This is a genomic window from Mesorhizobium sp. L2C066B000, assembly GCF_000502335.1.
Lineage (GTDB): Bacteria > Pseudomonadota > Alphaproteobacteria > Rhizobiales > Rhizobiaceae > Mesorhizobium.
The window spans coordinates 92,049-111,981 of record NZ_AYWZ01000012.1; the positions used below are offsets into that span (position 1 = coordinate 92,049).

At 61.7% G+C, this 19,933-nt stretch carries 18 protein-coding genes; 10 read left to right on the forward strand and 8 right to left on the reverse strand.

Going from position 1 to position 19,933, the window contains the following annotated elements; genetic code table 11:
* Window positions 1-26: 26 nt before the first annotated feature.
* Window positions 27-1,250 (reverse strand): polysaccharide biosynthesis/export family protein, encoded by a 1,224-nt coding sequence (locus tag X733_RS143735; RefSeq protein ID WP_032896262.1) that lies wholly within the window; start codon window positions 1,248-1,250, stop codon window positions 27-29.
* A 217-nt stretch (window positions 1,251-1,467) separates the two neighbouring features.
* Window positions 1,468-2,145 (reverse strand): sugar transferase, encoded by a 678-nt coding sequence (locus X733_RS143730; RefSeq protein ID WP_023668816.1) that lies wholly within the window; start codon window positions 2,143-2,145, stop codon window positions 1,468-1,470.
* Window positions 2,146-2,752: 607 nt separating this feature from the next.
* On the opposite strand from X733_RS143730, the gene X733_RS143725 reads away from it, so the two are divergent.
* Window positions 2,753-3,025: a hypothetical protein gene (locus tag X733_RS143725; protein ID WP_023711266.1), complete on the forward strand. Its 273-nt coding sequence runs from the start codon at window positions 2,753-2,755 to the stop codon at window positions 3,023-3,025.
* 47 nt (window positions 3,026-3,072) lie between these two features.
* Here the strand turns inward: X733_RS143725 and X733_RS143720 are convergent, their stop codons facing one another.
* The 6 genes from X733_RS143720 to X733_RS1000000168505 all read right to left on the reverse strand — a co-directional run bounded on the left by X733_RS143720 (window position 3,073) and on the right by X733_RS1000000168505 (window position 8,786).
* Entirely contained in the window at window positions 3,073-4,908 is a 1,836-nt protein-coding gene (locus X733_RS143720; protein ID WP_023819504.1) for an ABC transporter ATP-binding protein, read from the reverse strand.
* Between the two features lie 6 nt (window positions 4,909-4,914).
* The gene (locus tag X733_RS143715) at window positions 4,915-5,883 is read right to left on the reverse strand and encodes an HPr kinase (RefSeq protein WP_023819505.1); all 969 of its coding nucleotides are present in this window, start codon (window positions 5,881-5,883) and stop codon (window positions 4,915-4,917) included.
* Window positions 5,883-7,799 (reverse strand): lasso peptide isopeptide bond-forming cyclase, encoded by a 1,917-nt coding sequence (locus tag X733_RS143710; RefSeq protein ID WP_023819506.1) that lies wholly within the window; start codon window positions 7,797-7,799, stop codon window positions 5,883-5,885. The genes X733_RS143715 and X733_RS143710 overlap by 1 nt, the downstream gene beginning before the upstream one ends.
* Window positions 7,800-7,802: 3 nt before the next feature.
* Window positions 7,803-8,177, reverse strand: coding sequence for a lasso peptide biosynthesis B2 protein (locus tag X733_RS143705; RefSeq protein WP_245261015.1), 375 nt, complete (start codon window positions 8,175-8,177; stop codon window positions 7,803-7,805).
* A 25-nt stretch (window positions 8,178-8,202) separates the two neighbouring features.
* Window positions 8,203-8,472: a PqqD family protein gene (locus X733_RS143700; protein ID WP_245259933.1), complete on the reverse strand. Its 270-nt coding sequence runs from the start codon at window positions 8,470-8,472 to the stop codon at window positions 8,203-8,205.
* Between the two features lie 161 nt (window positions 8,473-8,633).
* A complete protein-coding gene (locus X733_RS1000000168505) occupies window positions 8,634-8,786 on the reverse strand; it encodes a lasso RiPP family leader peptide-containing protein (RefSeq protein ID WP_023684233.1) in 153 nt (50 codons plus the stop codon).
* A gap of 485 nt (window positions 8,787-9,271) precedes the next feature.
* On the opposite strand from X733_RS1000000168505, the gene X733_RS143695 reads away from it, so the two are divergent.
* From X733_RS143695 to X733_RS143655, 9 genes are all read left to right on the forward strand, one after another.
* Entirely contained in the window at window positions 9,272-10,396 is a 1,125-nt protein-coding gene (locus X733_RS143695) for a nucleotidyltransferase family protein (protein WP_023819507.1), read from the forward strand.
* Window positions 10,397-10,539: 143 nt separating this feature from the next.
* Window positions 10,540-11,562: a glycosyltransferase family 2 protein gene (locus X733_RS143690; protein ID WP_023742531.1), complete on the forward strand. Its 1,023-nt coding sequence runs from the start codon at window positions 10,540-10,542 to the stop codon at window positions 11,560-11,562.
* Window positions 11,563-11,689: 127 nt separating this feature from the next.
* Window positions 11,690-12,085, forward strand: a complete 396-nt coding sequence (locus X733_RS143685) for a hypothetical protein (protein WP_023696966.1) — start codon at window positions 11,690-11,692, stop codon at window positions 12,083-12,085.
* Between the two features lie 121 nt (window positions 12,086-12,206).
* Window positions 12,207-13,106 (forward strand): glycoside hydrolase family 16 protein, encoded by a 900-nt coding sequence (locus tag X733_RS143680; protein ID WP_023668806.1) that lies wholly within the window; start codon window positions 12,207-12,209, stop codon window positions 13,104-13,106.
* 54 nt (window positions 13,107-13,160) lie between these two features.
* Window positions 13,161-14,492, forward strand: coding sequence for a UDP-glucose/GDP-mannose dehydrogenase family protein (locus tag X733_RS143675; RefSeq protein ID WP_023819508.1), 1,332 nt, complete (start codon window positions 13,161-13,163; stop codon window positions 14,490-14,492).
* A gap of 31 nt (window positions 14,493-14,523) precedes the next feature.
* Window positions 14,524-15,603 carry a glycosyltransferase gene (locus X733_RS143670; RefSeq protein WP_023696968.1) on the forward strand — a complete coding sequence of 360 codons (1,080 nt, stop codon included), beginning with the start codon at window positions 14,524-14,526 and terminating at the stop codon, window positions 15,601-15,603.
* A gap of 223 nt (window positions 15,604-15,826) precedes the next feature.
* Complete coding sequence (locus X733_RS143665) at window positions 15,827-17,068, forward strand: glycosyltransferase (protein ID WP_023819509.1); 1,242 nt, start codon at window positions 15,827-15,829, stop codon at window positions 17,066-17,068.
* 221 nt (window positions 17,069-17,289) lie between these two features.
* Complete coding sequence (locus X733_RS143660) at window positions 17,290-18,459, forward strand: glycosyltransferase (RefSeq protein WP_023736209.1); 1,170 nt, start codon at window positions 17,290-17,292, stop codon at window positions 18,457-18,459.
* Window positions 18,456-19,919: a lipopolysaccharide biosynthesis protein gene (locus X733_RS143655; RefSeq protein WP_023684224.1), complete on the forward strand. Its 1,464-nt coding sequence runs from the start codon at window positions 18,456-18,458 to the stop codon at window positions 19,917-19,919. Before X733_RS143660 ends, X733_RS143655 begins: the two co-directional genes overlap by 4 nt.
* Window positions 19,920-19,933: the final 14 nt, after the last annotated feature.

A 19,933-nucleotide genomic window follows, 5' to 3' on the forward strand; every position in this document is an offset into this window, starting at 1 on the left:
CCGGTCTAGCTGAGCGAGACAGGAACTTACTGGCTGGCCGTCGGCGCCAGCTTCACCTTAATGACGTCGCCTGGCAGCACCGGCGTATCTTCCTTGGCGTCGATCTCGCTGGTCTTGCCGTCGGTCACGCGCACCAGCGAATAGATGAGCGCCGGCTCTTCATTGTTGTTTGTGATGGCGGCGGTCGTGGCCGGGTCCGATGCCTGGGCCATCAGGCCCTGTTGCATGTTGACCCTGAGTGCGGCTTCGTTGAGGTCTGCTTCGACCTGCTGCCGGTCGGCGGCAAGTCTCGAGTTCAACGTGTTCTGGGCATCGATGGCATCCTGCGTCGCCTTGCTGACCGACTGCTTGGCGGTGAGGATCGCCGTCTCATAGTCCAGGATCTTGCCCTGCAGATCGGTGACCGACTGTTGCGAGGAAAGCAGGCGTGCGTTGGCGACCAGGCCCTTTTGCGCCAGCGGACCGATACTGTCCGCCTGCTGCTGCGCCAGGTCGACCTGCTTTTGCTGGTTGACGATCTTTTTCTGCAGCGCCTCGATTTCGGACTGCAGGACCCCTTTCAGATCGTCAAGCGCCTGCAGCTTCAGCTTCAACGCTTTCTGGTCGGAGATCAGGATCTGCATTTCGTCGGAGACGATTGTCGCCAGGCGCGGGTCGCCCTCGACTTCCTTAGGCGCCTCGAAACTCTCCTTGCCGGCGAGATCGGCATCGATGCGGGCACGCTTGACGATCAACCGCACGCGCTGGTCGTCATAAATGTCGAAATTGCCCTTGGCGGTGATCAGATCCTTGCCGAGCTGGGTGCCGAAATCGGCGTTGCGCCGGATGCCGCCGGCGATGCTGATCGCCTTGAGCACGGTCAGCTCCGGCACATAGGGAAACTGGCCAGGCGTCTGGATCTCGCCCGAGATGTAGAACGGCCGGAACTGCACCATTTCCACCGAGGCTTCCGGCTTGTCCGACAAGGCAAGCTTGCGCTGCAGGGCGACGCTGATCGCGGCCGCAACCTCCGACGTGGTCTTGCCGGCGGCCGGCAGTTCGCCGACGAACGGCACCGACAAATTGCCGGCTGGACCGACCGAATATTCGCCGTTTACCGCCGACCAGTCACGGAACGTGCCTTCCACCGTCTGCCACTCGGCGACGCGGATGTTGAGCTTGTCTTGCGAGCCGAGCCGGTACTCGTCGGCCATGGCCGGAACCGCGAGCGACAGAGCGAGGCACGTGGCGACGAGCCGTGCCGGCCGCATCGGGCCGGCAAGGCGAAAATACGCTGATATGTCTGTTTTCAACTGAACGTTTCCGATCCGTTTTGGCCCCATCCGCCCGATAGGCCTGCTGCCGAGTGCCTCCTTCGGAACCTGGCAGAATACTATGGCTGCAATGCGAGACCGGCCCATCGCCGAATAGCTTTGGACCGGATTGGCTCGGGCCGTACCGGCCCGATTGCTGACCAGTTGCGGTCGGTCAGTAGGAACCGCGCGACATCCACACCGCAGGCACGGTCTTGAGGATGATGCGAACATCTTCGAACAGCGACCAGTTCTCGACATAGTGACGGTCGAACGCGACGCGGCTGTCATAGGAGACATCGTTGCGTCCGCTGACCTGCCAGAGCCCGGTCAGGCCCGGCCGCGACTTCAAATAATAGACCGCGGCGCTGCCGTAGATCTCAAGCTCGTCGCGCACCACCGGGCGAGGCCCGACAAGGCTCATGTCGCCCTGCAGGATGTTGATGATCTGCGGCAGCTCGTCGAGGCTGAGCTTGCGCAGAACGGCGCCGACGCGGGTCACGCGCGGATCGTTCTTCAGCTTGCGGGTCGCGATCCATTCGGCGTTGGCTTCCGGATTGGCCGCAAGATAGGCGGCCAGCACACGTTCGCCGTCTTCGACCATAGTGCGGAACTTGAGGCAGGGGAAAATCCGCCCACCGCGTCCGATGCGCTTGTGGCCGTAGAAGATCGAGCCGCCGTCGGAAAGCTTGACCAGAAGGGCCACCATCAGGAACAGCGGGCTAAGCGCCACCAGGCCGACAAGTGAACCGAAAATATCGAAACTGCGCTTCAGCAGCCCGCCGATGGGTGGCGGAAAATCTACGCCGACATGCGAAAATGCCGCATTGGCCGACTTGGCAACGTCCCTCATGCAAAAGCTCCATACGTTGAACGGATGGTTTATGCCACGATACCAAAAAAATGCTGCAGCGCAACACACAATTTCCCATATGGCTGAAATAGTCACGTCAGGAATTGACTAAATAATAAACGCTCCTTGCCCAAATTTTGCCCTTTATGGCGGGTTTGTGACGAATAATTAGCAACCGTAGGAAATGTAATGCCTTTTTTCGGCGGGTTTTGGGCAAATCGTCCTTTGCCGCAGAGGGAACGGCTTTAACTGATTTTCGAATCACTGGCTTTGCTAAATTAATCAAGTAAAATACTAATCAACATTGTAGATTCTACTGTAGTATAAAGCGCATGACGAGTTAGGTCACCACCCCTGCGTGTGCATCGCAGCATGGCGGAGTCCAAGCCGCCGCCAAGCCGAAAATTATTGCAGGTTGCCCTTGCCGTCAGTTTCGCGCCTTAATAGAGTCGCAAATTATTCCTGATAGAGTCTGGATGGGTTGGGAAGGCCGGAAGCAACCGGCCGAAAAAGAGCAGCTAAATAAGCTCGCATGGCGAATGGGGAGATACTCGGGTGGGTAAGTCATCGCTTTTGCATGCTCGGGCCGGTTGACGGGCCGCCGAACATGTCATTACCAAAATTCGTCATTGGAATGGTTTTCGCCCTCGCGATCGTGGTCGCGTGGTCCTATGTCGACGGCGCGACGGTCACCACAACGGTGCTTCGCGTCATCGGTTGCGCTGTCCTCATCCAAGTCGGTTATTTCCTGCTGGTGTATGTTATGATCGCCAGGAGCGCGCCGACATCGGCCGACAGGGCTCGCGACGCCGAAAGAAGCCTCGGCGCCGACAAGGCGGTTGAAGGCGAGAAGCTCTCGGCGAGGCGCAGCGTGCATTGAGCAGTCTGAAGCCGCAAGGTCGGCCTCGGATCATCTTGCAGCCGGACTCAGCCTGCTTCGGCCGGCTCGGGTTCCGATTGCTCGCCTGAAAGCATTTTCGACAGGCGGCTGCCGGCCTTCGCTTTCAACCTCTGATATTGCCCCACTTCGACGATTCGTCCGTTTTCGACTGCAACCACCCAGTCGGCGAAGGCGATCATCGATGGCCTGTGCGCAATGGTCAGGATCGTCATCGATCCGCGCAAGCCGTCGATCGATTTGGCGATCAGGGATTGGTTCTGCCAGTCGAGCGCGCTGGTCGCCTCGTCGAGAATGAGCAGCGAAGGTTTGCGCAGCAGCGCGCGCGCCAGCGCGATGCGCTGGCGTTCGCCGCCCGAGAGCCGGACGCCGCGGTCGCCGACCACCGTGTCGAGCCGCAACTCCAGCCGCTCGACGAAGTCGGCGCCATGCGCAGCGCGCAGTGCAGTCCACAGCTCCGCGTCACTGGCTTGCGGCGCGGCAAGGCGCAGATTGGCGGCGATCGTATCGTGCAGCAGGAACACGTCTTGCGGCACATACGCCACCTGGTCGCGCCAGCGCCGGCGGTTGGCGGCGCCGATCTCGACGCCATCGGCCAGGATCTTGCCCTCGCTCGGTTCGAGCAGGCCAAGCAGCATGTCGGCAAGCGTGCTCTTGCCCGAGCCTGACGGACCGATCAGCGCCGTTACCTTGCCGGCGGGAAGGCCAAAGGTGACATCGCTCACCACCGGCTTGCCGCCGGCCTCATAGGCAAAGGAGACATTGCGGATGTTGAGTCCGACATCGAGCGACAGCTTGGCATCCGATTCGAGGTTTGCCGGCTCGCGTTCGGCATCGAAACGCGCCTGCATGTCGCGCATCGAGGCATAGGCCGGCAGGTTGATCAGCACCTGCTGCGCCTGCATCTGCATGTCCATGAAGCGCGGCGCAATGCGCATGAACACCAGAAGCAGGACAACGATCTCGGCCAGCGAGAGGTTGAAGCGCACCAAAGCGACATAGATGAACAGGCTCAGACCAATGACGCTGGCGACCTGGAACAGAGCGGTGCCGATGGTGCTGTTGCGCACATAGTTGATGTTGTCGGCCTTCATCTTCTCCAGCGTCGCGCGAAGCTGCGCGTAATAGGTCGCCTCGACATTCAGGCTCTTGGCCACCTTGATGCCGCCGAGGAACTCCGAGACCGTTCGGTACTGCTCCTGGCGATTGCTGGTCAAAACCCGGCCGAAGGCGCTGGCTCGTGCCCGAAACGGCTGCAGTGCCAGGAAGGTGACGATGCCGACGACAATGGCAAACGCCGTCATTACTGTCGAAATGAACAGCGAGACAACGAGATAACCCGCCAGAAGCACGGCGATCTGCACCAGCATCAGCAGCGAGAACGCCGCCGACTGCACGCGGTCGATATCGCCGGTCAGCGCATGGTCGAGATCGGAGCTGCGCATGCGCGCGAATATCCCCCACCGCGCCTTGCCGATGCTCTCGAACAGGTTCATGCGCAGGCGATTGATGAAGTCGAGCAGCAGCCGCGCCATGTAGACGGATTTATAGCGGTTGAACGCTGCCTGCAGCGCGACAAGCCCGACCAGCAGGCAAAGCACCGTGGTCAATTGCAGCGTTCCGTCCGGAGCCAGCCAGCGCACCCAGTCGCGGTCAGGCAACCTGACCGCGAAATTCTGCTCGGGTCGCCCGACCAGATGCAGCAGCGGCACCAGAAGCAGGATCGAGATGCCTTCGGTCAGGCTTCCCAGGATCAGGAACAGCAATGCCGTGAAGGTCCTGCGCCCGCCGATCCGGGCCATGGCGGCGCCGAAGCCGGCGACATCGCGGTAAAACGAAAAGCGTAGGATCTGCGATGCGGCCATGTCAGCTCACCGCGGTCCTTTGTCGGCCGCCAGATCGTTTTCGATCAGGGCGACAGCTTCGCCGATACGGTCGAGCCCGGTCGGCACTTCGAGGCGACAGACGCCGATCTGGCTGGCCAAGGCGGCGCATTGGCGAAGATGTGTCGTGGCAAAATCGCCGACCAGGGCTGGACGGCCGAAACGCGTCACATAGGAAAATTTGATGATTGCCGGCAGGGCGCCGATGCCTGGCAGCGGCGTGATCGCTGCCTTGTCGCCGCGCTCGAGGATATAGATCCGGGTCGCCGGCACCGCGTCTGCCGCAAATCCGGCGTGCAGGCGATGCTGCATCTTGTCGATCGCCGCATGCACCTGCGGGCGTATTTCTGCCTGGCGGATGGGAAACGCGGCGGCGGCATCGGCGGCGAGCTTCAACTGCGGAAAACCCGGAACGATCATCGGCCGGTCCGTGAGATCGAGCGCCACGACATCGTCGGTCAGCAATCGATGCCCGGCACGGATCATCGCGCTCGCCGTCGTCGATTTGCCGGCGCCCTTGTCGCCCATGAAGACAGCGCTCTTGCCGCCGACCGCAATGGCGCTGGCGTGCAGGATGAGCAGGCCGCGCTGGTGCAGGAGCAGTGCCATGACCGGACCGAGCAGCGGAAACGCCAGCAGCGCATCGTCGACATCGGGCGCCGGCTCCACCTCGATGCGGCAGGCATCGGTGATCAGGAAGGCGCCGACCGTCTGCCATGCCAAATATTGCTGCCGCGGCTCGAAACGGAAAGCAGTTCCGGTCTCGGGCGAGGGTTTTGGCAGGTCGATCGGGCCGACCGTGATCAGCACATCGACGCAAGCTGGTTCGCTCGGCTCTAGCTCAGGCAGTTCGACCTGCGAAGCGATCGTCAGCCCATAGGCTTTGTAGAAGTGCTGTGCGCGAGCAGCAATTGCATGGCGGTCATCAGCGGCAAGAGGCATGTTGGCCGGCATCATCAGTGGCTCCCGCGCTGTTGCACCTGCCGCAGCCACAACGATAGCGAAATCGAACGCCATACATACTGGACATCGGGCAAGGTCGCGGCCTCGGGTTGGCTGGAAATGCGGCCATAGGCGGCGGTCACCTCAGGCAGGTTGACGTAAGGGGCAATCCGCGCCGCATCTTTCACCAGCACCTTGTCCAGGAGATCGCGGTGATTGCCCAGCATGCCTTTGACCAAATTGGAGGTGAAATCGATCTTGTCGCGCCGCCACTGCACCGCCGGGGGCAAAATTCCTTCCATGGCACGGCGCAACACCGAGCGGCCAAAGCCCTGGTTCAGCTTTTCCGCGCCGGGCAGTGCCAGGCAGAACTCGACCAGCGGCTTGTCCCAGAAGGGGTAGCGCGGCTCGACGCCGAAATTGGCGGCGGCCTTGTCGAGAACCTCGAAGGCGTGCGGCACCATGCCGTTCGACAGCAGCCAGCGATGGGTCAAGGTCTCGCTGGCGCTGACCGCGGGCGGCATATAGCCGGCCCTGCGGAACCGTTCGACGAGGTCGGTACGCATCGCCAGGTCCGGATTGATCAGGGCGCGCCAGCTCGTCGCCGGCCGCCCAGTGGGATGGCGCCGCAATTTGCCAAGCACGCGGTTCGCGAACCGCTTGATTCTCGCGATGCGCCAGGCCGGCCCGTAAAGGGTAAGGAACTGGTAGTAGAGGCCGAGCATGCCATCGCCATAGGTGTTGGAGGCGCTGCGCAGCTCGCGCCACAGCTCCATCCATTTGCCGGCATAGGCGAGTTCGTGCAGATGGCCGTGGCCCTGCGAAACCACCTCGTCGCCGCCATGGCCGTCCAGCAGCACCTTCATGCCCTTGGCGCCGGCCGTCCTGTAGATGTCGCGGGTCAGCGACAGGCCGGGGGCCAGGAACGTTTCTTCCTGCTCCTCCAGAATGCGTTCGAATTCCGCGAAGGGCGCGTAGTTGCCGACGGAAATCAAAGTGCCGTCGACCTGCTCCTGTCCAAGCACTGCCTCGATGAAAGGCCGCTCGTCCATCGGCGAACCCTTTTCGAACACCAGCGAGAAGGTCGGCAGCCTCGGCTTGCGCTGCGCGGCATTCTGAAGGCCCGCCACGCAGGCGATCGACGAGGAATCGAGGCCTCCGCTCAGCATCGCCCCGACCGCAGGCGTGCCGCGCATGCGGTTGCGGACCGATTGCGAAAACAAATGCCGGAATTCCTCGGCCGTATCCGATCGCATCGGCCTTGGCGAGGGTTCGATCTGCCAGTAGCGACGCAACACCACCTGGTTCCCGGTCACCGTCAGGCTATGGCGCGCGGGCAGGCGGAAGATATCGGCATAGGCAGTTGATTGCGGATTATCGGGCAGCCCGGCGAGGAAGCCGGAAATCTGGTGTTCGCTGATGCGCATGTCGACGCCGCCGACATCGAGGATCGGCCCGATCTCGGAAGCAAAGACGAAACGCCGGTCGCTTGAATGGTAATAGAAGGGTTTGACGCCGAAATGATCGCGCACGCAAAACAGCTTCTGGCGCTCGGCGTCCCAGATGGCAAAGGCGAAGTCGCCTTGCAGATGCTCGGGGCAGGCTTCGCCCCAGCGCAGATAGGCGCGCATCAACAGCACGGCGTCGGCAACCGAACTGTCCCTGATGCCGAGCCTGGCCAGCAATTCGTCGCGATTGTCCAGCCGGCAGTCCGCGGTGATCGCGAGCTTGCCGCCGGCCATGGTCAGCGGGCCGGGGCCGGCTTCATCGGTGGTGTTGAGCCAGGCGTGGCCAAGAACGACGCCCTCGTCCATCCACCACGAACTGCCGTCAGGCGCGCGATGTTGCATGCGGGTAAGCATGCGCTGGATGTCGGCCGCGGCGGCCTGCCTGCCTTCCTGCCTAAGCAGAATTCCGGCGACGCCGCTCATCGCTCACTGGCCGTGGTCGACGAGATGGTTAAACCTGCCAAGCGAGCCGCCGAGCACGATATGGTCGCCGCTGACCAGCCAGGCATGCGCCTTCAACTCGGTGCCGGTGTCGCGCTCGATGCCGATGCGGATTTTTGAGGCGTTGCCCTGGCGAGCAAGCAAATACTGGCCGGAAAGCGCTTGGGTCAGACAGCTTGCGCCAGGCACCAGGCGGGCAGCCGCAGCCACGCCCCAGGCGACACGCCTGAGATCGCCGATGTCGGCTGGTTCGCGCGCGTCGAGCCGGGTCACCATGCGGCGCACTTTGTTGTAGGAAAGCAGCGTCAGCCCCAGCCGCACCGCCACGACCACCGCAAGGCAGTGGGCGAGAAAGAGCATCTCCGGCCCGCTCAGTGAGAAAGCTCTAGACAAGTTCCTCATCATGGAGCCTCGCAAGCCCGGCGTCCGCCAAGCCCTTCAACAATCCATCGACATCGGCCTTGCAGCGTTCCGGATCGACATTGTAGCGATCCAGCACGGCGCTGCGGATTTCGGAAATCGGCCGCGGCTCCTGGATCAGCTCCCAGATATAGGCGCCGACGCTGTTCAGGCTGTAATAGATGTTGGACCTCATATCGAGCAGCGCCAGGCCGTTGCCGAATTCGCAGGCCACGGCATCCTTGCTCGCGCTCATCCGATCATGGTCCGTGGGGTTCCAGTCCATCCTAAACCTCGCTCACAACCAACGCTTCGGCAATTCCGGACAAAGACGCGAGAGCCGGGGTTTGACCCCCGACTCTCCTTAGTGCGCTCTGTTTGCAGAGTCCGGACTTTGTCACCCCAACGAGAGAATACTCAGGAGAAGGTGAGTTCGCCGACCGGCGTATGTGCCGGAAACGAGGCGTCGAGTGCCGTAGTACCGCTACCGCCTTGCGTGATGGTCTCGATCGAGCCGTGGACCGTCAGGCTAGGGGTTTCGTACTCATGCTTTTCAACATTCTGTTCCAATTTACTCTCCACTTGTGGACTGGAAGCGGCCTGTCGATTGCCGGCAGCGAGCTATTGCTGCACCGCAATAGCTGCATGGCAGCATTTATGAGTCAAGCCTGATTTACCAGCCGTTAATCAATTCTCGGTTGCGACTCCCTTCAATGGTGATCAAAGCGCTTTGCATTTTCACATCCCAGGAGAATTCAGCAGAGTGTCCGAGGCCATCAACTAAGTATCTGATTTAATTACGTTAAATTTTCCTTCGAATGCTCCTCACTTGGGCGCTGGCGCATTCCCACAAAATTGTTGCTGACGTACCCGCCACAAGCCCCGATCAGGCGGCGCCTTGCATCTCGTTGTAGGACTGTGTTGCGAAACGTTCAGGTTGCAGGAAAATTGGCGCCAAAGGAAAAACTGGACGCGGCGCATGAATTTGGCGATGCTTTGCTTCGCAGTTGCAATATAACGCGCCTGGCGAATTTTTTGCGGAGATGCTGCAGCATATGGCATTGCAGGAAGGGACCTTCGAAAGGTTGCGCGCCGCTGGCTGCGCCGACGAAGTGGCCTATGTGCAGGCTTGCCTGCGGCTGTTCTTCGCCTCCAGGGCGAGCCCCGGCGCCGCGCCTGCACCGGCCATCTCCGTTGCCGATGTTTGCGATATCGCCAGGCTGAACAAGGTCGCCACCTTCATGCTGAAGGCGCTGTCGCGCCCACCGGCGGGCGAGACGCCGCCGGGATTGCTCGAGTGGCTCGACACTTATCGCCGGCGCACGATTGCGATGAACTCGTCCGGCATCATGGATTCGATGGCCGTCGACAAGGCGCTGCGCGGCAGCGGCATCGATTTCGTCTTCCTGAAGGGCCCCCTCCAGCAGCAACTGCTCTATGGCGACCATTTCATGAAGCCGTCCGGAGATGTCGACATATTGGTGTCGCCGGCCGGCTTCTTTAGAGCTCGCGATGCGCTGCGCTCGATCGGCTACGAGGTCGCCGGCAAGTCCCGCTCCGTCTGGTGGGTGCGCTTTCTGGGCGAGCAGCACATGGTTCGCAGCCAAGGTCGGAAATTGTCCACCGTCGATCTCCATTACCGGCTCCAGCAGCCGGGATCGCCCAGCCCGCGCGATACGGAAGGGTTCCTGCGCCGCAAGCGCGCGCTTGCGATCGCCGGCTCCAGCGTGCCGTTCATCTCGGCCTCCGACACTTTGCTTCTGTCCTGCATCAGTGTCGCAAAGGCGCTGTTCAACCGCGAGCCATGCGCGGGCTATGTCTGCGATATCCGGGCCGCTGCCGGTCGGCTGAGCGAGGCCGAGCAGCAGACTGTGCTCGACTACGCGGCCGAGCAGGGGCTGGCTGACACCCTGCTGCTGGGCCTGCGCGCCGCCGATGTGCTGCTTGGTGGCGCCGGCACGCTGCTGTCGGATCGGGCCACCAGGATCCTGTCACGCATCGGCAATGAAGACCTGTTCCACATGGTCATCGCGCCGTGGCTGTCGTCGCTCAGATGGCCGCAACGGCGCACCGTTTTGTGGGAATTGTGCGGCCGCGAACCTGTCCGCTACCTGACCGAGGCCGGCTGGGCCGCGTCAGCCGACCTCAGCCGGCGGATTTTCGAGCGGGAAAGCCGGTGACGATGAGGGTCGTCATGCAGCAGGCAGATAACGTTCCGTCCCGATCCGCTGGGGATGGATCGGGGGATGGATCTGGGTCCGGCGCCGCGCGCCGGGAGGGCGAGGGACCAATGCGACACTTTATGCAATCGAAAGGCCACCCTATGTCCATGACAGAATCCCGGGTCTGCGTGATCATCGCGGCGCGCAACGCGGCCCGGACCATTCCCGCAGCCATCGCCTCGGCGCTGCGCGAGCCGGAGGTGGCGGAAGTCGTTGTCGTCGACGACGCCTCCACCGACGACACCGCAAAAGTGGCCAGCGCTGCCGACGATGGCAGCGGTCGGCTTTCGGTCATCCGGCTCGACGTCAATCGCGGCCCGTCCTTCGCTCGCAATGCCGCCATTGCCGGGTCGAAATCGCCTTTCATCAGCATTCTCGACGCCGACGATTTCTTCCTTCAGGGACGGTTTCGCCAGCTGTTTGCCAGCACCGACTGGGATTTCGCCGCCGACAACATCATGCTGATCCGTGACGATACGGCGACCGACGTCTCTAAGATCGTCGCCCCGTCCTTTTCGGCGGACCCGGAATTCCTCGACTTCGAGCGGTTCATCGAGGGCAACATCTCCAGACGGCGTGTCCAGCGCGGCGAACTCGGCTTTCTCAAGCCGGTGATATCAAGAGCTTTCCTCGACAGGCATGGGCTGCGTTACGACGAGAACCTGCGTCTCGGCGAAGATTATGAACTGTACGCCCGCGCCTTTGCCCTTGGCGCACGCTTCAAGGTCATCCGTTCCTGCGGCTATGGCGCGATCGTGCGCGCCGATTCGCTGAGCGGGCGCCACAAGACACAGGATCTGAAGCGCCTCGCCGATGCGGATCTGGCACTGCTCAAGATCGACAGCCTGCCGGAAGGCTCCAAGGCCCTGCTGCGCAAGCACGAGCGGCATGTGCGTGACAAATACCGGCTGCGCAATTTTCTCGATGTGAAGGCCGAGCGCGGCATGGCGTCTGCCGCCGCCTACGCGCTGGCCAGCCAGTCGAACTTCATTCCCATCGTTGTCGGCGTGGCCGCCGACAAGCTCGATGCGTTGTTTCGCCACGCCGGTCTGCCCCCGCGGCAGCAGCCCGTGCCGCCCTTGCGCTTCCTCATGGCCGCTACCAGCACGGCGGCGCAAAAGTAGGCTCCGCCAAGTCCGGGACGGCGGCCGCAAGGCTGAAAAAATTGCCTTTCTGAAACTCGGAGGTTGCCTACACGCCCCGACGATGGCACTGTATGTTGCGGTGCAGCAATTTTGGAAGGCCAACCGGATGGCTTCAATTTTCGGCTTCAGGTCCAGGGACCCAGCGCGCGACAAGCAGACCGATCTGGCGCGTTTCGACCGTCTGGCAAAGCTGTTGGATCAGATCACGGCCGAGATTGCGGCCGAGAAGACCGGGTTGGAGGCCCGCTACCGGTCGAAGTCCACCAACGCGGCCTTCCTGGTCGAGTCGATGGAGAACGGCTCGGCGTCGGCAAGCAAGCTGTCGGAAGTCGGCGAGCTGACGAAGTCCATCCTGAACTGCGAACAGCGCATCGCCGAGCTGGTGCGCCAGACGAGCCGGATGAAGGAACTGCGTCATTCACTCGACGCGATCGTCGGCGAGGATGGCCAGAGTTCTGATTCGCACGGGGAATATGTCAAACCCGCAGGTCGCTTCGGCTGAACACGGTCACACGAGACACAGAAGAGAAAGTTCGGGGACGGAGGATCGGGATCGGCCCGTTAGCAATGTGGGCCAATCGGTGACTTTGGGTTGGGGCGGAACAGCACAAAGGTGAATTGATATGAACGCAGATCCGAAGACGACGCCCATGGCGGCAATCGATGCCATGATTTCAACGCGGCCAAATCGGCCAATGCGTCTTGTAAACCCAACGCGTCTTCTATCCGTTGGTGCGCTTCTGTTGGCGGCAGCCGCAGCTCTGCTCGGCGCCGCCCACCCCTCCCGCGCCCAGGACGCCTCCCCGGAGATGCAAAGCGCACCGTCCTTCGTCGACGATTTCAAGAGTTTCGATCGTTCGCGCTGGTATGTCTCCGACGGTTGGTCGAACGGCAATCACCAGAACTGCACCTGGTCGAAAAGCCTGGTAAAATTTTCCGACAACATGCTGACGCTCGGCTTCGAAAAGCGCAAACTGAAGGACCGCGAGTTCGCCTGCGCCGAGATCCAGACCAAGCAGCGCTTCGGATATGGGACCTATGAAGCACGGATGAAGACCGACACCGGATCCGGTCTCAACGCCGCTTTCTTCACCTATATCGGCCCTGCCGACAAACAGCCCTGGTATGAGATCGACTTCGAGGTGCTGACCAAGGATACATCCAAGGTGCAGGTCAACAGCTACATCGCCGGCAAGCCCAAAAACGAGAAGCTGGCCGAGGTCGAAGGCGGCGCCGACAAGGGCTTCAACGACTATGCCTTTATCTGGGAAAAGGACCGGCTGCGCTGGTACGTCAACGGCAAGCTGGTCCAGGAAGTGACCAATCCCGAGCAATTGCCGACCCACTCGCAGAAGATATTCTTCAGCCTCTGGGGCAGCGACACGCTGAAAAACTGGATGGGCGCCTTTTCGGACCCCGGCCGCCAGGTGACGATGCAGGTGCAGCGCGTGGCCTTCACCGCGCTCGGCCAGCCGTGCCAGTTTCCGGAATCGCTGGCATGCAGTGTAAGCAGCATAAAGTAATCTGAACCGGCCCGGCCATATAAGGCCAAAGGGCGTGAACAGGAATTAACCCGAATGAATTTGACGGTCTTTGGAATTGGCTATGTCGGTCTCGTGCAGGCTGCGGTGCTGGCTGAGGTCGGGCACCAGGTGGTGTGCGTCGATGTCGATGAAAAGAAGGTCGAGCGGCTCAACCAGGGCCTGGTGCCGATTTTCGAACCGGGACTGGAGGCCCTGGTCAAGGAGAACCACGCAGCCGGCCGGATCAAGTTCACCACCGATGCCGCCGCCGGCGTCAAGCATGGCGAGATCCAGATGATTGCGGTCGGCACGCCACCCGGCGAGGACGGTTCGGCCGACCTCAAATATGTGCTGGCGGTGGCCGAGACCATCGGCCGCGAGATGGACAGTCCCAAGATCGTCGTCGGCAAGTCGACCGTGCCGGTCGGCACCTGCGAAAAGGTGAAGGCCAAAATCGTCGCGACGCTGAAGGCGCGCGGGCGCCAGGACCTGGCTTTCGACGTCGCTTCCAATCCTGAGTTCCTCAAGGAAGGTTCCGCCGTCGCCGACTGCATGAAGCCCGACCGCATCATCGTCGGCACCAACAGCGAGGACACCGAGGCGGTGATGCGCGAGCTCTACGCGCCGTTCAACCGCAACCACGAGAAGATGATCGTGATGGACGTGCGCAGCGCCGAATTCACGAAATACGCCGCCAACTGCATGCTGGCGACCAAGATCTCCTTCATGAACGAAATGGCCAATTTGGCCGAGCAGCTCGGCGCCGACATCGAGGAGGTGCGCAAGGGCATCGGCTCGGATCCGCGCATCGGCTATCACTTCATCTATCCCGGCCTCGGCTATGGCGGTTCGTGCTTTCCCAAGGATGTCCGCGCGCTGATCAAGACAGCCGAAGGCGTCAAGTTCGACGCCAAGCTGCTGCGCGCCGTGGAGGAGCGCAACAATGCCCAGAAGTCGGTGCTGTTCGACAAGGTGCACCGTTATTTCAAGGGCAGTCTCAAGGGCAAGACCTTCGCGCTCTGGGGCCTCGCCTTCAAGCCCAACACCGACGACATGCGCGAGGCGCCGGCGCGCGTCCTGATGGAGGCGCTGTGGCAGGCCGGCGCCAATGTGCAGGCCTACGATCCCGAGGCGATGCAGGAATGCCAGGCCATCTACGGCCTGCGCGACGACCTTTTGTTGTGCGGCACCAAGGAGGCGGCGTTGCGCGGCGCCGACGCGTTGCTGATCGCCACCGAGTGGAAGAGTTTCCGCGCCCCGTCCTTCGACGCGGTGAAGGATGCCCTGACCACGCCGGTCATCTTCGATGGCCGCAACCTCTATGATCCCAAGGTCATCGCCCGTCACGGCATCGAGTATTTCTCGATCGGCAGGATGGCGGCGTGAAGGCAGGGCGGCACAACGCGGAGCCAGGTTCATGAAAGTTCTGTTTGCAGGCGGCACCGGCTACACGCCGCAATTCAGCGGGGGCGTCCAGTCGAGCACCCACCACCTGGTCGAGCAATTGCGCGAAAACGGTCACGAGGCATCCGTTCTGGCAGCCCTGTTCGGCGACGGCATGTTCGGCTTCAGGGCGCGCGCCAAGATGAAGCTCCTTCGTCAGCGCGCGGTCATCGACAATTTCCCGGGCTATCCGGTTGTACGGGCGTGGTTCCCCTGGGAAGCGGCCGACTTCGCCGTCAAAAAGTTGAGGCCGGATGTCGCGGTCGTGCAGTGCCACAATTCGGTGCCGATCGGCAGAGAGTTGCAGAGGCTTGGCGTGCCGCTGACCGTCTATCTGAGGAATGTCGAATTCGACGAATTGGCCGGCGATCTGCGTGAGCTCCATTCGGCGGTCTATATCGCCAACTCCGAGTTCACCGCGCGCGCCTATAAGGCAAAATTCGATATCGATTCGACGGTTATTCCGCCGACCATCAATCCCGCGTTCTACTGCACACCGACGACCGGTGAATTTGTCACGCTCATCAATCCATATGAGGAAAAAGGCTTCGATCTTGCGGTGCGCATTGCCGCCGCCTGTCCCGAGATCCCGTTCCTGTTCGTCGAAAGCTGGAAGCTCGACGACGATCATCGAGCCCGGATCGAAGCAACAATCTCTCCCCTCCAGAACGTCAAGCTGGAAAGCCGCACCAGCGACATGAAGACGGTCTACGGCCGCACGAAAATCCTGCTTGCGCCCAGCAAATGGGAAGAAGCCTGGGGCCGGGTGGCCTCGGAAGCGCATTGTAGTGGCATTCCCGTGGTCGGCTCGCGGCGCGGCGGTCTGCCGGAAGCGATCGGCGCCGGCGGCGTGGTACTGGACTACGACGCCCCGCTCGCCGACTGGGTCGCAACGGTCAGGCGGCTGTGGAGCGACGAGGCCGAGTACAAGCGGCTGTCAGCGACAGCACGTCAGTTTTCGGAGCGGCGGCAAATGAACCCCGACAGCCAGTTCGCAACGTTCATGGGCGTTCTCGACCGCGCAAGACGTGTCGGTTTGGAGCGCGCAGCCTAAACGCGTCGTGTTGCAGTTCAGCTGAGACGCTGCACGACCGTGGTCGCGCAAAGTTCCCGTTAGCCAGGTCCAGGCGTCGTGCGCCCGTCCGGATCACTTTTAATTGCTGCAGTGCAATATCTTGTGGCACTGCAGCAATCAACGTGTATTCTGCCTGTCTACATTAGGGCTTGTGCGATATGGACCGCTTGGTCCGAGCAAGCCCCAACCTTATGGGCGGGTCATGCGCGTGGGCTTTGTCGTCGGCGAATTCCCTCTGCTTTCGGAAACCTTCGTCGTGGACCAGATGGCTGGGCTGCTGGCGCGGGGCTTTCAGGTCGAAGTGGTCTGCGAAAAGATGCAAGGTGACCACCGAATTGACCGGCAAAGCGAGCCGATGGCGACGCTGCTCGCCAGAACCCGACATTGGTGGCGATGGGCCGCTGTAATCAGCAAATTTGTACAGCGTCTGCCGCCGCGTCTGCGATACAAGGCCTCGACCGTTCTCGACATCGCCTTTGCACGCCGCCTGAACCGCTGCGACGTGATTGTCGCCCACTTCGGACAGAACGGCGAGAGAGCAGCCGCACTGAAGAAATGGAAGGTGCTCAAACCACCGATCATAACCATCTTTCACGGCGCGGACGTGGCGATCCCGGCGCGGCAGGCAGTGCTCGCGACACAATATGCCGGGCTGACCAAGCATGGGACCCTGAACCTGCCCGTCAACGATTACTTCCGCACGATGCTGCTGGAAGCCGGCCTGTCCCAGGCGAGCACGACGGTCCACCATATGGGAATTGACACCCGCGAAATCGGCTATCGCTGGGAATCGTGGGAAGGCACCCAACTGGTCGTGACGACGGTTTGCCGCCTGGTCGAAAAGAAAGGCGTCGAGTTCGCCTTGCGAGCCCTGGCCTCCCTCAAGGCCTCCCAGCCGCAGCTAGACTGGCGTTACGACATTGTTGGCGACGGTCCTCTGCGGATGAATCTGGAGAGGCTGGCCGTAGAGCTGGGCTTGGCTGGTCGCGTAACATTCCTCGGCAGCCTCCCTCACGCAGAGGTGAAAAGACGGCTTCGCATGGCGCATCTCTTTTTGCTGCCAAGTATCACTGCCAGCGACGGGGATATGGAAGGCATTCCGGTCGCGCTCATGGAGGCCATGGCCGCCGGATTGATTGCGGTCAGCACGTATCATTCGGGAATCCCGGAGCTCATCAAGGATGGGGAGACGGGGTTGCTTACGCCCGAGCGAGATATTTCAGCGCTTGCCGGCAAGCTTACCTGGGCCGCGGAGCACCCGACCGAATGCGAGCGTATCGCGCTTGCCGCACGCCGCAAAGTCGAGGAGGACTTCAACGCAGATGTTCTGAATGAACGTTTTGCGCAGATCGTTACCCAACTGGCCACATCGAGCCCTGCGCATGCACCCACCGGTCATGTCGGCGTTTCCGAGGGCTTGGCGGATCCTTCATCTGCCGGCTGACACTGCTCCTCTGCGTTTGATCGGCAGGCACGCCAAGCTGAGGGAAATCTTGCTACACTGCACCAAAAATGTTGCAGTGCAGCAAGACCTGTACTAACGTTCCTGCGGGTGGGCCAACAGCGGTAGAGTTCCATGCTGCATGTCTTGTGCTTCCGCCACCCTGTCTTCGGCCCGGCTTTTGTCAAAGGGACACCGGCTCCCCGGACGAGCGCATCCTGCCGATGAAGATCTGCTTTGTAGTCGACAAGTTTCCCTCATTGTCCGAAACCTTTGTTCTCGACCAGATAGCCGGATGCCTTGAGCGCGGCATGGAAGTCGGCGTCGTCTGCAACGAGACGTCCTTCGGCAGGGACAGCAACATCGATGATCCGCGCTGGCAGGCGTTGCCAGGAAAGGTCGTATGCTGGTGGGGTGGCCTGGGTCGCTATCGCCCGCTGCTCAGGAAGTGGTCCGGCAGGTTCTGGGACAAGCTCTCGACCGCCATCGACATTGCTCATGCGCGAAAACTGCAGGGCGCCGACGTCATCGTTGCCCATTTCGGCAACAACGGCATGCGCGTGGCCCGCGCGATCAAGCGCGGGAGGATTTCCGCTCCCCTGGTGACGATATTTCACGGCCGTGATGTCGGCGAACCGCTGCATGACAATACGCTCGCGCGCTACAAGATTGTGTTCGAAAAGGGCGTTCTTCAACTGCCGGTGAATGCGTTTTTCCGCGATGCCTTGATTGAGGTCGGTGCATCGCCGGAGCAGGTTGTGGTTCACCATATGGGGGTGCGGCCGAGTGACATCGACTATCGGTGGCGTTCATGGGAGCAGGCTACGCTCTCCTTCATCTCGGTCTGCCGCCTGACTGAAAAGAAGGGCATCGAATATGCGCTTCGCGCGCTTGCTGGCCTGCCGCGGCGAGACTGGATCTACTCGGTGATCGGCGGCGGAGAACTTCTCGAGCAGCTGAAGGGGATCGCCGCAGAGCTTGGCATTGCCGACAGGGTGAATTTTCTTGGGCCCCGGCCGCACAGCGAAGTCAAACAGCGTCTGCGCGATGCGCATGTGTTCCTGCTGCCCAGCGTCGGCGCCCGCGATGGCGATCTGGAAGGCATTCCGGTTTCCCTGATGGAAGCGATGGCCGCCGGCCTGACGGTGGTCAGCACGTATCATTCCGGGATCCCTGAACTGATCGATGATCACAAGACGGGTTTTCTCGTGGCTGAGCGGGACGTTGCGGCGCTGACCGGAAAGCTTGCCTGGATCGCCGAGAATCCGAAGCCGTGTGAAGAGATCGCTCTCGCAGCGCGCAAGAAGATCGAGGCCGAGTTCAACTCCGATCTGCTGAACCAACATTTCGTGGAAATCGCCATGCGGCTTGGCGAAACGAGGTCGCTTGCATGAACGCCAATCCGCCCCCCCAGTTCGGTCGTGTCGCCCTGCGCGGCGGGCTGGTAACCATCGGCGCCCAGGGCTTCAAGATGGCGATCCAGTTTCTCTCCGTCATCGTGCTGGCCCGTCTGCTCGTCCCCGAGGATTTCGGTCTGGTGGCTTCCGTCGGGCCGATCGTGGCCTTCGTCGGGCTGCTTCAGAATCTGGGCCTGCAGCAGGCTGTGGTTCAGCGCAAGGACATCAGCAACCAGCAGCTCAACCAGGTGTTCTGGATCAGCGCGCTCGTCGGGCTGGGTAGTGCCGTGGTAGTGGCCGGCCTGGCGCCTGCCATCGCCGCGTTCTATGGCGATCAACGTATGTCCGGCATCACCCTTGGCTCCGCCCTGCCGCTGCTTCTCGGCAGTCTCGCCGCAGTGCCGCTGGCGTTGATGAACCGGCACCTGCAGTTCGGCCAGCTCGCACTGAACGACGTGATAAGCGCCGCCGCCGGACTTCTGGCCGCCGCGATCGCGGCCTATGCGGGGTTGGGCTACTGGTCGCTGGTCATCGGCCCGGCGGTTTCGGCAGCTATCGCCCTGGCTGCCGCCTGGCTGGTGGCGCGTTGGACGCCTTTGCGGCCGGACCTGAAGGTCGATGCCGATATATTGTCGTTCGGCGCCAACCTGACCGGCTTCAACCTCGCCAACTTCTTCTCGCGCAATCTCGACAACATTCTCATCGGAAAATATTCCGGGGCGATCGAACTCGGCTATTACGACCGCGCCTACAAGCTCCTGTTGTTCCCGCTTCAGAACATCAACCAGCCGCTTACACGGGTCATGGTGCCGCTGCTCAGCCGCATCCACGATGACAAGGCCCGCTTTCGCGATATCTATGTGCGCACCAACTGGATGCTGGCGGCCGTTACCATGCCGGGCATCGCGGCGCTGACGCTGACCTCCAATCAGATCGTCGGACTTCTCTTCGGCGCGGGCTGGGCACCGGTCGCACCGATCTTTGCCTGGCTGGGCATCGCCAGCCTGGTCCAGTCCGTTTCAAGCACGACGGGATGGATATTCATCTGTCAGGGCAAGACGAAGACCATGTTCCATTGGGGCATCTATTCGTCGCTGACGACCGTCGCTGCCTTCGTCGTTGGCCTGCACTGGGGCGCCGTCGGCGTTGCCGCGGCCTATGCCATCAGCGGTTACGTGCTGCGCGTTCCCGTGCTGGCGCTACTGGTCCATCGCGTCGGTCCGGTGACCGCCGCCGACTTCCTGCTCATGCAGGGGCTTTTCATCGCCTCGTCCCTGCTTGCCTGGTTCCTGTACCTGTGGTTGCCGGCGTCTCTAACGGGCCAGTCAGACCTGCTCGCGGTCTTTTTGGCGCTTGCCCTCAACTACGGCATCGGTCTCGTTTTCATGCTTGCCGTCCCGCAGTCGCGACGCGCTTTGTTCACCACCCTGTCCAACGCCGCGCGCAATATCCGCTGAGCGGCCGGCGATCA